The following is a 14,562-nucleotide window of genomic DNA, read 5'->3' as shown; positions in this document are numbered from 1 at the left end:
TACCGCCTCGTGCGGCAGGGCGTGGTGATGTCGCCCCTCCCCGGCGAGGCGAACGAGGCCGAGGGAGTTCTCAACCCCGCCTCCGGCCGCACCCCCGACGGCACGCTCCATCTGCTGCCCCGCCTCGTGTCCGAAGGCAACGTCTCGCGTGTCGGCCTCGCCGAGGTCGTCCTCACCGACGGCGTCCCGACGGGCGTCGAACGGCGCGGCGTCGTCCTCGCCCCCGACGCCGGCTGGGAGCGCGGCAAGAACAACGCGGGCGTCGAGGACCCCCGCGTCACCTGGATCCCGGCCCTGTCCCTGCACGTCATGTCGTACGTGGCCTACGGCCCGCTCGGCCCGAAGCCCGCACTCGCCGTCTCCGACGACCTCACGCACTGGCGGCGGCTCGGCCCGGTCCAGTTCGGCTACCAGCCGGACCTGGACACCGACCTCAACCTCTTCCCCAACAAGGACGTCGTGCACTTCCCGGAGCCGGTCCCCGGGCCGGACGGCGAGATGGCGTACGCGATGCTGCACCGCCCGATGTGGGACCTCGGGTGGTTCCGCCCCGGCGAGGGCGTCCACCTGCCGGCCGGGCTGAGTGACGAACGGCCCGGCATCTGGATCAGTTACGTGCCCGCCGCCGAGGTGGAGCGGGACATCACCGCCCTGACCCGGCCGCGCGACCACCGGCTGGTGGCCCTGTCCGCACACCCGTGGGAGAGCCTGAAGATCGGCGCGGGACCCGCCCCGATCCGTGTCGACGAGGGCTGGCTGCTCATCCACCACGGTGTCTCCGGCACCATCGAGGACCCCTTCGCCCAGAACCAGAAGGTCAGTTACGCGGCCGGCGCGATGATCCTCGACCCCGCCGATCCGGCCGTGGTGCTGGCCCGCTCGGCTGAGCCACTGATGGCGCCCGAGACGGCGGAGGAGCGCTCGGGCACCGTACCGAACGTCGTGTTCCCCACCGCGATCGAGGAGATCGACGGCGTGCGCCACGTCTTCTACGGGATGGCCGACGCGCACATCGGTGTCGCCCGCCTGGAGCGCGTCGGATGACCTCGGCGGGCCGGGGCGTGCGTGGTCCGTGGTGGCGTGACGCCGTCTGTTACGAGATCCATCCCCGCGCCTTCGCGGACTCCGACGGCGACGGCATCGGCGACCTGCCGGGCGCCACCGCCCGGCTGCCGTACCTGCGCGATCTCGGGGTGGACGCCGTATGGCTCACGCCGTTCTACCCCTCCCCGCTCGCCGACGCGGGCTACGACATCGCCGACCACACCGCCGTCGCGCCCGATGTCGGCACCCTCGGCGACTTCGACACCTTCGCGGAGCGGGCGCACACCCTGGGGCTGAAGGTGCTGGTCGACCTGGTCCCCAACCACACCTCCGACGCGCACCCCTGGTTCCGCGAGGCCCTGGCGGCGCCCGGCGGAAGCACGGCCAGGGAACGCTATCTGTTCCGGCCGGGCCGTGGCGTACGGGGCGAGGAGCCGCCCAACGACTGGCGGTCCGCGTTCGGCGGCGCCGCGTGGACACCCGTGGGCGACGGCGAGTGGTATCTGCATCTCCACGCGCCCGAGCAGCCCGACCTCAACTGGTACCGCCCCGACGTGGTGGCCGACTTCGAGCGGATCCTGCGGTTCTGGCTGGATCACGGCGTCGACGGCTTCCGTGTCGACGTCGCGCACGCGCTGTACAAGGACCCGGCCCTGCCGGACGCCGGACCCGGCCAGCACGAGGACCCGGCGCGCAACCATCTGCTGCCCTACTACGACCGCGAGGAGCTGCACCCCCTCTACCGGAGCTGGCACACCCTGCTCGCCGAGCACCCCGCCGGGCCGCCGGGCTCCGCGCCGCCGGGGGAGCGGCTGCTCGTCGCCGAGGCCGCCGTCTTCGACCCCGCCCGCCTCGCGCGCTACGTACGCCCCGGTGAGATGGGCCAGAGCTTCAACTTCGCCTTCTTGGAGTGCCCGTGGGAGCCGGCGGCGATACGCGCCGTCGTGACGGAGTCCGTCGACGCCATGACAGCCGTGGGCGCCCCCGTGACCTGGGTGCTCTCCAGCCATGACGCGGTCCGGCCGGTCACGCGGTACGGGGGCGGACCGGTCGGCGTACGGCGGGCGCGGGCCGCCGCGCTGCTCATGCTCGCCCTGCCCGGTACGGCGTACGTCTACCAGGGTGAGGAACTGGGCCTGCCACAGGTGGAGTTGGCCGACGACCGGCTGCGCGACCCGGTGTGGCGCAGATCGGGAGGCACCGAGCGGGGGAGGGACGGCTGCCGTGTGCCGCTGCCCTGGGAGGGCGGGCGAGCGCCGTACGGATTCTCCTCGGCCGCCCCGGCCGACTGCTGGTTTCCGCAGCCGCAGGGGTGGGCCGCTCTGACGGCGGACGCCGAACGCGCCGACCCCGGCTCGATGCTGGAGCTGTACCGCGCGGCGCTGCGGCTGCGGCGGTCCGGCTCCGCTCGGGCGGTGGCGGACGGCGCCGCGCTGCGGCTGCTGTCACCGCCGGACGCGGCGCACCTCGCGTTCGACCGCGGGGACGGGCTGCTGTGCGCCGTCAACTTCGGTGCCCGGCCGCTCGCGCTTCCCGAGAGTTTCGACGGCACGGAAGTGGTGCTGGCGAGCGGGCCGTTGACGGACGAGGGGCGGCTGCCGACGGACACCGCCGTATGGCTGCGACAGGTGGTGCGCTCAGTAGGCTGAGACCGAGGCGAACAGCGCCTCGACCTCGGCGACCGAACCGGCCAGCTCTCCGGGGTCGGTGCTCAGCCCCGCCGTGATCATGTCGAGGTCGCGCAGCCCCGCCCGCCGCAGCAGCGTCTTCTCGTTCGTCACCCACTCGCCGCGCGCCGCCAGTACCGCGTGTGCCGTCTGCGTCGCGGCGATGGCGAGATTTCCGACGACCTCGGTGAGCCGGCCGTGCGGGACATGGTTGGTCTTCGTGTAGCCGAGCGTCATGCGCGCGTTGCCGAGCCACAGTTCGGGCGCGCTCTCGCGCAGCGCCGCCGGATACTCGGGGCGGGGCAGTTCACCCCGTAGCACCTGGTTGATGCCCAGCTCCGCGACGACCAGATAGCTGGGGATGCCCGCGAGGTGGAACATCAGCGGCTCCAGGTGGAACCGGCCCTTCTCCGCCTCGGCGAGTTCGTGCTCGACCACGGCGAGATCGCGGTAGTGCACATCGACCGCGCGCCCTTCGATCGTCAGCCACGCGCCGCCGTTGAAGACCCCGCCGCCCCAGCCGCCGATCTCGGAGGCCTCGCCGGGCCAGCCGACGGCCCGCAGATCGGCCGGGTCGAACGCCTCGTCGCCCCCCGTTTCGTAGTAGACGGCCAAGTCCCAGTCACTGTCGGGCCGTTCGGTGCCCTGGGCGCGTGAGCCACCGAGCGTCACGGCCTTGACGGCGGGCAGCGCGGCGAGTCGATCGGCGGTGCGATCGAGAAACTCACGGTTGTCGTCGCCGGCGGTGTCACTGACTGCGTTCATGAGGCGGGGAACCTGTCCGTCGTGCGTGAGGTGGAAGAGATCAAGCACTATAGTACGTACGGGCGTTCGGAGTGGAATCGGCCGGAATGGGCCCGAACGGGAAGAGCCGTGCGACCCACCGATCCGCGCGCTTCGCCCAGCCCGCCGAAACTCCCCGCCCCCGCCTCCGTACGTGTGTTTCCGCGTGTGCGGGACAGCGTGGTCAACAGCCCGCGGGAGAGCGGTCCGTCGATGATCGAGGTCCGGCCCCGGGCTCTCAGCGGGGCCCCATCGGGGAAGGATCACCATGAGCGACTCAACCGGCGCCACGGAAGCCAACGGGAAGGAAGCCGACGCTACGGATTCCAACGCGCCGAAAGGGAATGCCGCGTACGGCAAGAAAGCCTTCAAGCGCTCCAGAAGTCACTTCGCCGACCGCATCACCGCCGACGCCCGGGACGGCTGGCCGGTCGAGGCGGACCGCTACCGGCTGGTGGTGAGCCGCGCCTGCCCGTGGGCGAGCCGCGCGCTCGTCTCGCGGCGACTGCTCGGCCTTGAGGACGCGCTCTCGCTCGCCGTCACCGACCCGATCCAGGACGACCGCAGCTGGCGCTTCACCCTGGACCCCGACGGCCGCGATCCCGTGCTGGGCATCCGCTACCTCAGCGAGGCGTACGACGCACGCGAGAGGGGCTACCCCGGCGGTGTCAGCGTCCCGGCGATCGTGGACGTACCGAGCGGGAAGCTCGTCACCAACGACTACCAGCAGCTCACGCTCGACCTCGCGACCGAGTGGACGGCGCTGCACCGCCCCGGAGCGCCCGACCTGTACCCGGAGCCGTTGCGCGACGAGATCGACGAGGTGATGGAGGGCATCTACCAGGACGTCAACAACGGGGTGTACCGGGCCGGTTTCGCGGCGGGGCAGAGTGAGTACGAGCGCGCGTACCGTGATGTGTTCCGCCGTCTTGAGCTGGTGTCGGAGCGGCTGGCCGGTCAGCGGTATCTGGTGGGGGACACCATCACCGAGGCCGACATCCGGCTGTTCACCACGCTGGTGCGCTTCGACGCCGTCTACCACGGGCACTTCAAGTGCAACCGCTTCAAGGTGGCCGAGGACCCGGTGCTCCACGCGTACGCCAAGGATCTCTACCAGACGCCCGGCTTCGGCGACACGGTCGACTTCGACCACATCAAGCGGCACTACTACATGGTGCACACCGGCGTGAATCCCACCCGCATCGTCCCTCTGGGACCCGATCTCGCGGGCTGGCTGACCCCTCACCACCGCGAGGAACTGGGGGGTCGCCCCTTCGGCGACGGGACTTCGCCCGGCCCGGTGCGGGCGGGCGAGGAGGTACCGGCGGCGGGACGCCCCTGACGGCGGTCGGCTCCTGACGGATACGCCGCCGGCCCCGGCGCGCCACCCCTCGTGGGCGCGCCGGGGCCGGCGGCGTACCGCCGGTCGGGCCGCCATTGCCGGGACGCATCGCCCGGACAGCGTGCGCCGACCGGGATCAGGCGGGACTACTCGTCCTCCTGCGACGCGATGAAGGCGGCCACTGCCTCGGAGATGAACGTCTCGGCGGCCGACTTGTCGAGACCGAGCCCGCTGAGCACCCCCTTGCCGTCCTCCCACTCCAGCAGGGCGAGCAGGATGTGCTCGGTCCCGACGTAGTTGTGTCCCATACGCAGGGCCTCGCGGAAGGTGAGTTCCAGCGCCTTCTTCGCGCCCGCGTCGTACGGGATGAGTTCGGGCACACTCGCGACGGCCGGCGGCAGGACCGCCTCGATCGCCTCGCGCAGGGCCTGTGGGGTCACGCCCTGCGCGAATACGGCACGCGCGCCGATGCCCTTGGGCTCGCTCAGGAGACCGAGCGCGAGGTGTTCCGGCCGGGTCAGGTCGTTGCCCGCCGCGCGGGACTCCTCCTGGGCGGCCATCACGACCAGCCTGGCCCGGTCGGTGAAGCGGCTGAACCCCTGGCTGGGGTCGAGGTCCGTTCCCGCGCCGGGGGTCTTCGCGACGAACCGCTTCTGGGCGGCCTGCCGGGTGACCCCCATGCTGCGGCCGATGTCCGTCCAGGAGGCGCCGGAGCGTCGTGCCTGGTCGACGAAGTGACCGATCAGGTGATCGGCCACGTCGCCGAGGTGGTCCGCGGCGATGACCGCGTCGGAAAGCTGGACGAGAGCGTCGGTGTGAACCTTCTTGATGGCCTCGATCAGATCGTCGAGCCGGATGGGGTGCGTCATACGTCAACCTTGGGTTGACACCCCGATGAGTGTCAACCCAACGTTGACGGCTATGCGGACCTGGAGAGCGCTGTGCGCCGCGTCCGCAGGTGCGCGCAGGTGCGCGCGCCGTGCGAGCGCCCGGACCGTTTCACGGACTCCGCGCCCTGTCTGTCACCCGCCCGCGGCCCCCTCGCCGGTGAGATCCGCGACCGCCGCACGGGACACCTCCCTCGGGTCACGGGCGCGGCCCGCCTCGTACTCCTCGGCAAACGCGTCCGGACCCAGCCCGGCCGTCGCCGCGGCCCGCGCCCGCTCCACCTCGGCCTGCTCGGTGGCGGGCAGCTTCGCCCGGATCGCGGCCCGTGCCGCTGCGGCCGTGCCCAGGTGCCGCGCGGCCTCACGGGTCCGGCCGGCCGCCGCCAGGGTCGCCGACAGCCCCTCCAGCGCGCGGGCCAGGGAGCGCAGCGATCCGGTCTCCAGGGCGGCGCTCAGCCCGCCGGCGTGCTCGGTCAGCGCCGTCGGGATGTCCCCCCGCTGCTCGGCGACGCAGCCGAGTTCGGTGAAGACCAGCGCCAGATCCACGGTGCCGGACACTTCACTCGCACGCTCCAGCCAGCGCCGCAGATGGCCGTCGGCGGCCTCCAGCCGCCCCTCGCGGCGGGCGGCCAGCCCCGAGCCGAGTTCGGCGTAGCGTTCCCCGAAGCCGTAACCGATCCCGGCGGCCAGTCGCGCCGCCTGCTCGTGCAGCCGCCGGGCACGCCCGAAGTCGCCGTCCGCCATCGCGCACCAGGCCAGGCTGGACAGCCAGTAGGAGACCTCCGGCCACAGATCGAGACCGCGTGCGATGCCCAGTGCCTCCGCGCCGATCCGCGACGCCTCCCCGACGTCGCCGGTGATCTCCGCGTGCCGGCTCAGCACCCCCATGGCCTGGAGCTGGCCCCAGCTGTCCCCGATGTCGCGGAAGAGCCGCAGCGCGTGCCTGCCGTCGGTCTCGTGCCGGGGCGAGCTGCCACCGCTCTGCTCCAGCCAGGCCCGCTGGGACAGCGCCACGGCGGTGCCCCAGGCGTCACCCTGTTCCCGGAAGTCGGCCACCGCCTGATCGAGCAGGGCCTTCCCCCGTGCCTGGTGCCGGTGCTCGATCAGCGCGGGACCCAGGAACCAGCAGGCCCGAGCCCGCGCGTTGAGGTCCCGTACGCCCTCGAAGTGCGCCAGCGCCGCTTCCGCGCGGGCCACCGGGTCCACCGCCCGCGGGTCCATGTTCTCCAGGCCCGCGTGCCACGCGGCGGCGGGCGCCCGCAGGTCCCGGCTGCCGCCCGGCATCGCCAGCGCCTCGCCGAGCAGCCGCTTCGCCTCGCCCAGCCGACCGCGTACCCAGCGGTACCAGAACGGGGCCGAGGCCAGGACCAGCGCCGTGTCGGTGTCACCACGGCGTACGGCGGTGGCGGAGGCGGCGCGCAGATTGGCCTCCTCGTGATCCATGAGGCCCAGCCAGCGGTGCTGCGCCGCGCCGCGCAGCATCGGATCGGCGCGCTGGGCGAAGGACGCGTAGTACCGCATGTGCCGAGTCCGGGCATCCCCGGCATCCCCGGACTCCTCCAGCCGCTCGGCGGCGTAGGCGGCGATCGACTCCAGGAGCCGGTAGCGGAGTCCCTGAGGGGTCTCCTGCACCTGCACCAGGGACCGGTCTACCAGGCGTGAGAGCGCGTCGAGCACGTCGCCGGGGCGACCCTCCTCTTCCGCGGCCACCGCCCGCGCGGCCTCCAGGGTGCACCCGTCGGCGTGCGCGGCCAGGTGGCACAGGACCCGGCGCTCGGGCTCCGTCAGCAGGTCCCAGCTCCAGTCGATCACCGTGCGCAGGGTCTGCTGGCGGCGCGGCAGCGCTCGGTGGCCGCCCTCCAGCAGCCGGAAACGGTCGTCCAGGTGCGCCGACAGCTCACCGAGCCCCAGGGCGCGCACCCGGTGGGCGGCCAGCTCCAGTGCGAGCGGCAGCCCGTCGAGCCGGTGGCAGACCGAGGCCGTCAGGGCCAGCGCCGCCGCGTCCAGCCGCAGCCGCGGCGCGGCGGCCCGCGCCCGCTCGGCGAACAGGCGGACGGCGGCGGGCGCGGTGTCGAGGTCCACGGGGGGCCGTCCGCCGCCGGTCTCCAGCGGGGAGACCACATACAGGTGTTCCCCCTCCACCCGCAGCGGCTCCCGGCTCGTCGCCAGGCAGCGCACGCCCGGGGCGTCCCGCAGCAGCTCGTGGACCAGCCCGGCGACGGACTCGACGGCGTGCTCGCAGTTGTCCAGCACCAGCAGCACACGCAACCGGCGTAGCCGGTCGGCCAGTTGCCCGGCAGGGGTGCGGCGGCCGGACTCCGCTGCGCGCCCGTGGTGTATCTCCAGTCCGGCGGCCACGGTCTCCGCCACCCGTTCCACCGTGGCCTGCGCGCGGGACAGCGAGCCCAGCTCCACCAGCCGGACCCCGTCCGGGAACTCCTCGGCGAGACCGCCGGCGGCCTCCAGCGCGAGCCGCGTCTTGCCGACGCCGCCCGGCCCCGTCAGACACACCAGCCGTGCCCGGCGCAGCAGTTGCCGCACCTCCTCGATCTCGCGGTCCCGGCCCACCGTCGTGTTGACCGGCGCGGGCAGGTTCGAGCGCGGGCGCAGCGCCGCCTTTCGCCGGGCCGGGACCCGGGGCGCCGCGAGCCCGGGGGAGTGCCGCAGGATGTCCCGGTGCAGCCCGGCGATCTCGGGTCCGGGGTCGGCCCCCAGCTCCTCGGCGAGCCGGCGCCGCAGCTCCTCGTACGCGGCCAGCGCCTCGGCCTGCCGGCCCGCCCCGTACAGCGCGCGCAGGTACGCCGCCAGCAGCCGCTCCCGCAGCGGGTGTTCGCGCACCGTGCCCCGCAGCTCGTCCGCGAGCGGACCGTGCCCGCCCAGCTGGAGCAGGTACTCGGCGCGCTCCTCCACGACGGTAAGCCGCTCCTCGGTCAGCCGGACCGCCACGGGGGCGGCGAAGGGGACGTCCGCGAAGTCCGCCAGCGCCGGTCCCCGCCACAGCTGAAGGGCCTCGGTGAACAGTGCGACCGCCGCCCCGGTCCCGTCGGCGGCGCGGGCGCGGGCCGTGAGCGCACGGAAGCACAGCACGTCCAACTCCTCGGCGGCGACCGGGAGACGGTAGCCGCCGCCGACGCTCACCACCCGGTCGCGCCCGCCGTCCCCGGCGGCGGCGAGAGCGGTGCGCAGTTGGGAGATCTTCGCCCGCAGCACACGTACGGGGGCGACCGGACGGCGACTGCCCCACACGTCCTCCACCAGCGCTTCGCTGCTCGCCGTGCGGCCTTCCCGGGCCAGCAGGGCGGCCAGCAGGGCGCGCACCCGCGCCTCCGGGACGCGGACCGCCTCGCCGCGCTCGCCCCACACCTCCAGGGTGCCGAGTAGCCCGAATCGCATGCCGTCACGGTACAGCCGCGCTCCCCGCCGGACCTGCCCGGACCTGCCCGGACAGGCCCTGGCGGCCCGTCGCCGGAGTCCTTCCGGAACCTTTCCGGAGTCCGTCGCCGCGATGGTCGTCGGCGTAGGGGGCGCTCGCGGTGCCGCGACCGCCCACGGCCTTCAAACGCAGGGAGACATGCCGTGACGTCCGCGACGGACACCGCGCCCGCACCCCGTGCCGGACGGCGGGAATGGCTCGGCCTCGCCGTCCTTGTCCTGCCCACGCTGCTGCTGGCGATCGATCTCACCGTGCTCCACCTGGCCCTGCCGCATCTGGCCGCCGACCTGCGGCCCAGCGCCGCCCAGCAGTTGTGGATCCTTGACGTCTACGGATTCATGGTCGCCGGGTTCCTGGTCACCATGGGCACGCTCGGGGACCGCGTCGGACGGCGCAGGCTGCTACTGATCGGCGCGGTGTGTTTCGGCGTGGCCTCCGTGCTCGCCGCCTACTCCACCGGGCCCGGGACGCTCATCGTGACGCGAGCGGTGCTCGGCGTCGCCGGGGCGACTCTGATGCCCTCGACCCTCTCCCTGATCCGGCACATGTTCCCGCACGACGGGCAGCGCCGGACGGCCATCGCGGTGTGGACGGCGGCGTTGATGGGCGGGGTCGCCCTCGGGCCCGTGCTGGGAGGGATGATCCTTCAGTGGTTCTGGTGGGGCGCGGTGTTCCTGATGGGCGTGCCGATCATGCTGGTGCTGCTCGTGGCCGGCCCGCTGCTGCTGCCCGAGTCCCGCGCCCCGCACGCCGGAAGGCTGGACGCGCTGAGCGTCGTACTCTCCCTGCCCGCGGTACTCGCCGTCGTGTACGCCCTCAAGGCAGCCGCCTCCGACGGCTGGGGTCCGACGCCGGGCCTGGTGCTGGCGGGCGGCGCGGGCCTCGGCTGGCTCTTCGTCCGTCGGCAGCGGACCCTGACAGACCCACTCGTGGACCCGGCGCTCTTCCGGCAGCGCGTCTTCACCGTCGGGCTGGGCAGTCAGTTGCTCGGGACGATCTGTCTGAGCGCGTTCATGCTGCTGTTCGCCCAGTACCTCCAACTGGTGCGGGGCTTCGGCCCCGTCGAGTCCGGCGTGTGGATGATGCCCTACGCCCTGGCGACCGTGGCCGGCCTGCTCTGCACCCCGGCGGTGGCCGCACGGCTGGGCGATGCGCGTGCCATCGCCGGCGGCCTGCTCCTGGCGGCACTGGGATTCACACTGCTGGCCCTGACACCGATCGACGCCGCGCCGGCATGGGGCGTCGTCTCGGCCGTCCTCATCGGCCTGGGGGCCGCTCCGCTCATGGTGCTGATCACCGCCCTCGTCATCGCCCAGGCGCCCCCGGAGAAGAGCGGATCCGCCGCGTCGCTCGCGGAGACCGGGCAGGAACTGGGTGCCGCGCTGGGCATCGCCACCCTGGGCACCGTCAGTACGGCCGTCTACCGGCACGCCATCGACGGCGGCCTGCCACCCGGAGTCCCGGCGCGGGCGGCCGAAGAGGCGGAGACGAGCCTCGCCTCCGCCGCCTCGGCAGCGGAGGGGCTGCCGGCCGGAACGGCGGACGCGCTGATGGACGCCGCCCGGGACGCCTTCGGCACCGGCATCTCCCTGGTCGCCGCCGTGGCCGCGGCCCTGCTGCTCGTACTCGCCTGCGCCACGGCCTACTTCCTGCGTACCGGTGACCGCTCGCACCACCCGCGTACCGCCGAGGACATCGGCCACCGCGCCCGGCCCGGCGGCCCCACCACCTGAACACCCCCGCCGGCAGCGGCGGTACGGACGCACGACAACGAAAGAAGGATGTGACCGCGGTGTCCATCAACGAACCCCTCCGCGTGGCCCTGATCGTGGGGAGCACCCGCACCGACCGCTTCGGCCCGACGCCCGCGCACTGGATCGCCGAACGGGCCCGCGAGCACGGCGGCATCGACGTCGACTACATCGACCTGCTGGAAGCACGGCTCCCGGAGACTCTCCCGGGAGACGACGAGAAGGCACCGAGGCCCGGCCCCGTCGTGGCCCTCGGCGTCCGGCTGGCGGCGGCCGACGCGTTCATCGTCGTCACCCCCGTCTACAACCGGGGCTACCCGGCCTCCCTGAAGACGGCCATCGACTGGTTCTTCGACGAATGGAGCGCCAAGCCGGTCGGCTTCGTCTCGTACGGCGGGGTGGGCGGAGGTCTGCACGCGGTGGAGCAACTGCGCCAGGTCTTCAACGAGGTGCACGCCGCCACGATCCGCCACACCATCGGCTTCGCCAACTTCTGGGAGCGGTTCGACGACCGGGGCGAACCCGTGGAGAGGGCCGAGACCCACACCGCGGCCCAGCGTTTCCTCGACCAACTCCTCTGGTGGGGGGAGGCGTTGCGGGAGGCCAGGGGACGGCGTCCGTACAAGACCTGATGCCGATCGCCTACGGCACATCGGCCCACGCCGGGGAGCCGGGGCGGTGGGCGATCAGCGGCGGCAGCGCGCCGGTCCCGGTCCCGGTCCCGGCGCCGGGACCGGGACCGGCTATCGGGTGGCGCCGTCGTCCGGTTCCCCGGCGAGCTCGCGGGCGGCGGCGACCTCGTCCGCGTCCCAGCCCCAGTGCCCGACGCCGGACTCCCGGGCCTGCTCGTCGATCCACCGGTTGTGCGCCTCCCAGGCCGCCTGCTTGCTGGTGCCCAGGGCCGCGCCGATCTGCGACCACGAGGCGCCGCCCCGGCGGGCGGACCGTACGGAGAGCTGCCGCCCGTAGCCCGCCTTGCGGGCGATCACCTCGCCGAGCGCGAGCAGTTCCAGTGACTCGCCGCGCGTGAGCGCGTCCGCGTCGGGGAGGTCGGCCAAGCCGCCCCGGTCGGCTTCGTCCTCGTCGGCGGGGGACGCCAGGGCGTCTCGGGTGCGGAGCGCGTCGTAGCGTGCGACGGCGCCGGGCAGGGTGAAGCGGCGTTCCAGTTCGTCAGGTGTGGACATGACCCCACCTTCTCGTCAGGCAGGCTTGACGTCAAGCCTGCCTGACGAATCGCCGCAGGGCCGCACATGTCAGCCGTCCAGCACGGTCAGATCGAGTCGGTCCAGCCGCTCGGGGTCGTGGAAGGCGGCGATGGAGGCGATCCTGCCCCGCGTGATCGTGAACGCCAGGATCGAGATCGGCCGCCCGTCCGCCATCCCGACAAAACCCGCCGCGCCGTTGACGAGCACCGGCCGTGCCGTCGCGCCGAACCGGGAAGCGAAGATCGCCCCGCCCGCGACGGCCGCCGCACCGCGCACCAGCGCGCTCGGACGCAGCGCGCCGCCGTCCGAACGCAGCACGATCTCCGGGTCGAGCAGTGCGACCAGCGCGTCGAAGTCGCCGTCACGCGCCGCCGCGAGGAACGCGTCCACGACTTCCCGCTGCTTGCCGACATCGGGATCGGGGGCCGGAGCCGCCCCCCGCACCCGCCGCCGGGCCCGGCTGGCGAGCTGCCGCGCGCCGGCCGGCGTGCGCCCCACGACCGGGGCGATCTCGTCGAAGGGCACGGCGAACAGGTCGTGCAGGACGAAGGCCAGCCGCTCCGCGGGAGCCAGCGCTTCGAGTACGACGAGCAGCGCCAGGCCCACCGAGTCCGCCAGCAGCGCCTCGTGCTCCGGGTCGACACCGTCCGCACCGCTGATGATCGGGTCGGGCAGCCGTACGCGCTCCTCCAACGGGTCCTCACGCCGCGAGGCCCGCGAGCGCAGCATGTCCAGACAGACGCGGCCCACGACCGTCGTCAGCCAGCCGGCCAGATTCTCGACCTCGCTCGTGTCGGAGCGGTCGAGCTTGAGCCAGGCCTCCTGGACCGCGTCGTCCGCCTCGCTCAGCGAACCGAGCATCCGGTAGGCCACCGCCCGCAGATGCGTGCGGTGCGCCTCGAAGCGCCGCGCCAGGAATTCGTCCTCGTTCATCGCCGTACCTCTCGACCCGTTCCGTCGGTGTGTTCCTTCCGTGATGACGGATGGGACTCCACCGATGTGACGAGAAGTGGCCGAGCGCCGATACCGGTTCACGGGCCGTTCGCCGGGCGCAGTCGCGCGAGCCAGGGACGCGTGCCGTACGCGAGGGAGATCGCGTCCGCGAGCCACTGCCGCCGGTCGTCGGTGAGGAGCGGCAGGACGGCGGCGAAGTCCTCCTCGTCCTGGGGGCGCGGCTCCTTCGCCTTGTAGAAGAGCTGTACCTCCGGTGCCAGATACGGCGCCCCCTCGGCGGACGTCGCGCCCAGGCCGCCGACGGGTCGGCGTACGCGGGGGTCGCGGCGCGACGTCCACTGCCGGCCGTGCGACTCGTCGAGCATGACCTGGATCCGCCACGGCGTGCCGGGGCCGGGGCGGCACCAGATGTCGTGAACGCCGGGCGGCAGGATCTCACCGGCCGCCCACGGGCGCAGCGTGCCCGGCGGATCCGCCGCCCACCACTCCCAGCCGGCCAACGCCCGCTGCGCGGCGAGCTGGTCGCGGCGCAGCAGCAGGACGTCGATGTCGCCGTGGCTCCGGAAGGCGTGGCCCACGGCGAACTCGATCGCGTAACCGCCCGCGATCCACCACGGGCACCGCAGGCCGGAGAACAGGCGTACCACCTCGGCCGGGGGCGCGGGTTCCCACCTCCCGAGCGGTGCGTCCGGATCGCGGCCCGACGCCGCCACCGACCCAGGCCCCTCGCCGGCAGCCGTCATGCCGGCCGGCCCTTCGGACCGGGCTTGCCGGGCGGCAGGCCCATCGCGTCGGCGAGGGCGTCGATCTCCGACGTGAGCAGGGTGCTCCCACGGTGGCCCATGCCGCCGAACTGCCCCTGGATCTCCAGGCTGACCACCCCGTGCATCCGCGACCAGACGGTGACCGCGCCCGCGAGGGCCGGGCCGGGATCCGCGTCGGGTGCGTACTCCCGTACCCAGTCGGCCACCGCCGGTGTGCTCTCGGCCCAGGCCCGCAGCTCGGCCTCCAGGGCGCCGGCCGCCGGCCGGGCCGAACCCCGCGCCAGCACCCCGAGGAACGGGCCGAGGACGGCCCGCGCGCTGTCGACCGTCTCGATCGGCGCCTGGTAGCCGGGCGACGGCGCGCCCGCCAGCAGCTGGTACAGATGCGGGACGTCGACGGCCCACTTCCGGTACACGGCGGCCAGTGCGTGCAGCCGCTCCCGGGCCGGCCTCTCGGCGGTGCGGGCGGCCTCGGCCCGTACCGCGACGGCGATGCTCTCGTAGCCTTCCATGATCAGCTCGGTGAGCAGGGCGTCCCGGCCGGCGAAGTACTTGTAGAGGGCCGGTCCGGTGACCCCCAGCTCCCTGGCGATCGCGTTGAGGCTGAGCGACGCGGGGCCGCCGTCGCCGATCTGCCGCAACGCGGCCTGCTTGATCTCCGCGCGTACGTGGTCGCGGTAGCGCTGCCGAGGAGTGTCCTTGCCGACCGGCACGGGCGCAGCCTTTCGTTAC

Annotated in this window: 12 protein-coding genes; 5 read left to right on the top strand and 7 right to left on the bottom strand. The window is 73.5% G+C overall.

The features are described 5' to 3' along the window. The first annotated feature begins 27 nt into the window (after positions 1 to 27). Entirely contained in the window at positions 28 to 1,044 is a 1,017-nt protein-coding gene (locus OG700_RS00725) for a glycosidase (protein WP_405621350.1), read from the top strand. Next, positions 1,041 to 2,693, top strand: coding sequence for a glycoside hydrolase family 13 protein (locus tag OG700_RS00720; RefSeq protein ID WP_405607231.1), 1,653 nt, complete (start codon positions 1,041 to 1,043; stop codon positions 2,691 to 2,693). Before OG700_RS00725 ends, OG700_RS00720 begins: the two co-directional genes overlap by 4 nt. On the opposite strand, the gene OG700_RS00715 is transcribed toward OG700_RS00720, so the two are convergent. Beyond that, entirely contained in the window at positions 2,682 to 3,476 is a 795-nt protein-coding gene (locus OG700_RS00715) for a nucleotidyltransferase domain-containing protein (RefSeq protein ID WP_405607228.1), read from the bottom strand. The genes OG700_RS00720 and OG700_RS00715 overlap by 12 nt on opposite strands. Before the next feature lie 286 nt (positions 3,477 to 3,762). Between OG700_RS00715 and OG700_RS00710 the strand changes: the two genes are divergently transcribed. Then, positions 3,763 to 4,836, top strand: coding sequence for a glutathione S-transferase family protein (locus tag OG700_RS00710; RefSeq protein ID WP_405607226.1), 1,074 nt, complete (start codon positions 3,763 to 3,765; stop codon positions 4,834 to 4,836). 146 nt (positions 4,837 to 4,982) lie between these two features. On the opposite strand, the gene OG700_RS00705 is transcribed toward OG700_RS00710, so the two are convergent. Further along, complete coding sequence (locus OG700_RS00705; RefSeq protein WP_405607223.1) at positions 4,983 to 5,705, bottom strand: Clp protease N-terminal domain-containing protein; 723 nt, start codon at positions 5,703 to 5,705, stop codon at positions 4,983 to 4,985. Positions 5,706 to 5,858: 153 nt separating this feature from the next. After that, a complete protein-coding gene (locus OG700_RS00700) occupies positions 5,859 to 9,116 on the bottom strand; it encodes a BTAD domain-containing putative transcriptional regulator (protein ID WP_405607220.1) in 3,258 nt (1,085 codons plus the stop codon). Between the two features lie 183 nt (positions 9,117 to 9,299). Here OG700_RS00700 and OG700_RS00695 point away from each other — a divergent pair, with 183 nt between their 5' ends. Both OG700_RS00695 and OG700_RS00690 read left to right on the top strand, forming a co-directional pair. Next, positions 9,300 to 10,889, top strand: a complete 1,590-nt coding sequence (locus OG700_RS00695; RefSeq protein WP_405607217.1) for an MFS transporter — start codon at positions 9,300 to 9,302, stop codon at positions 10,887 to 10,889. Between the two features lie 59 nt (positions 10,890 to 10,948). Continuing rightward, the gene (locus OG700_RS00690) at positions 10,949 to 11,539 is read left to right on the top strand and encodes an NADPH-dependent FMN reductase (protein WP_405607214.1); all 591 of its coding nucleotides are present in this window, start codon (positions 10,949 to 10,951) and stop codon (positions 11,537 to 11,539) included. A 111-nt stretch (positions 11,540 to 11,650) separates the two neighbouring features. Here the strand turns inward: OG700_RS00690 and OG700_RS00685 are convergent, their stop codons facing one another. The 4 genes from OG700_RS00685 to OG700_RS00670 all read right to left on the bottom strand — a co-directional run bounded on the left by OG700_RS00685 (position 11,651) and on the right by OG700_RS00670 (position 14,543). Next, the gene (locus OG700_RS00685; protein ID WP_405607211.1) at positions 11,651 to 12,091 is read right to left on the bottom strand and encodes a hypothetical protein; all 441 of its coding nucleotides are present in this window, start codon (positions 12,089 to 12,091) and stop codon (positions 11,651 to 11,653) included. Positions 12,092 to 12,160: 69 nt separating this feature from the next. Beyond that, positions 12,161 to 13,045, bottom strand: coding sequence for a sigma-70 family RNA polymerase sigma factor (locus OG700_RS00680; RefSeq protein WP_405607208.1), 885 nt, complete (start codon positions 13,043 to 13,045; stop codon positions 12,161 to 12,163). Positions 13,046 to 13,143: 98 nt separating this feature from the next. Then, positions 13,144 to 13,809 (bottom strand): nucleotidyltransferase domain-containing protein, encoded by a 666-nt coding sequence (locus OG700_RS00675; protein WP_405607205.1) that lies wholly within the window; start codon positions 13,807 to 13,809, stop codon positions 13,144 to 13,146. After that, entirely contained in the window at positions 13,806 to 14,543 is a 738-nt protein-coding gene (locus OG700_RS00670) for a TetR/AcrR family transcriptional regulator (RefSeq protein WP_405607202.1), read from the bottom strand. Before OG700_RS00670 ends, OG700_RS00675 begins: the two co-directional genes overlap by 4 nt. Between the last annotated feature and the right edge of the window lie 19 nt (positions 14,544 to 14,562).

Origin of the sequence: Streptomyces sp. NBC_01508 (genome assembly GCF_045040315.1) — a bacterium.
In the GTDB taxonomy this organism is placed as follows: Bacteria; Actinomycetota; Actinomycetes; order Streptomycetales; family Streptomycetaceae; genus Streptomyces.
Note: the sequence above shows the minus strand (reverse complement) of the source record. Positions and strands in the feature narration are given on the sequence as shown.

Excerpts from the sequence above, each read along its gene's own strand:
- OG700_RS00725 (WP_405621350.1), top strand. The coding sequence starts at position 28 with ATGTCGCCCCTCCCCGGCGAGGCGAACGAGGCCGAGGGAGTTCTCAAC.
- OG700_RS00720 (WP_405607231.1), top strand. The coding sequence starts at position 1,041 with ATGACCTCGGCGGGCCGGGGCGTGCGTGGTCCGTGGTGGCGTGACGCC.
- OG700_RS00715 (WP_405607228.1), bottom strand. The coding sequence starts at position 3,476 with ATGAACGCAGTCAGTGACACCGCCGGCGACGACAACCGTGAGTTTCTC.
- OG700_RS00710 (WP_405607226.1), top strand. The coding sequence starts at position 3,763 with ATGAGCGACTCAACCGGCGCCACGGAAGCCAACGGGAAGGAAGCCGAC.
- OG700_RS00705 (WP_405607223.1), bottom strand. The coding sequence starts at position 5,705 with ATGACGCACCCCATCCGGCTCGACGATCTGATCGAGGCCATCAAGAAG.
- OG700_RS00700 (WP_405607220.1), bottom strand. The coding sequence starts at position 9,116 with ATGCGATTCGGGCTACTCGGCACCCTGGAGGTGTGGGGCGAGCGCGGC.
- OG700_RS00685 (WP_405607211.1), bottom strand. The coding sequence starts at position 12,091 with ATGTCCACACCTGACGAACTGGAACGCCGCTTCACCCTGCCCGGCGCC.
- OG700_RS00680 (WP_405607208.1), bottom strand. The coding sequence starts at position 13,045 with ATGAACGAGGACGAATTCCTGGCGCGGCGCTTCGAGGCGCACCGCACG.
- OG700_RS00675 (WP_405607205.1), bottom strand. The coding sequence starts at position 13,809 with ATGACGGCTGCCGGCGAGGGGCCTGGGTCGGTGGCGGCGTCGGGCCGC.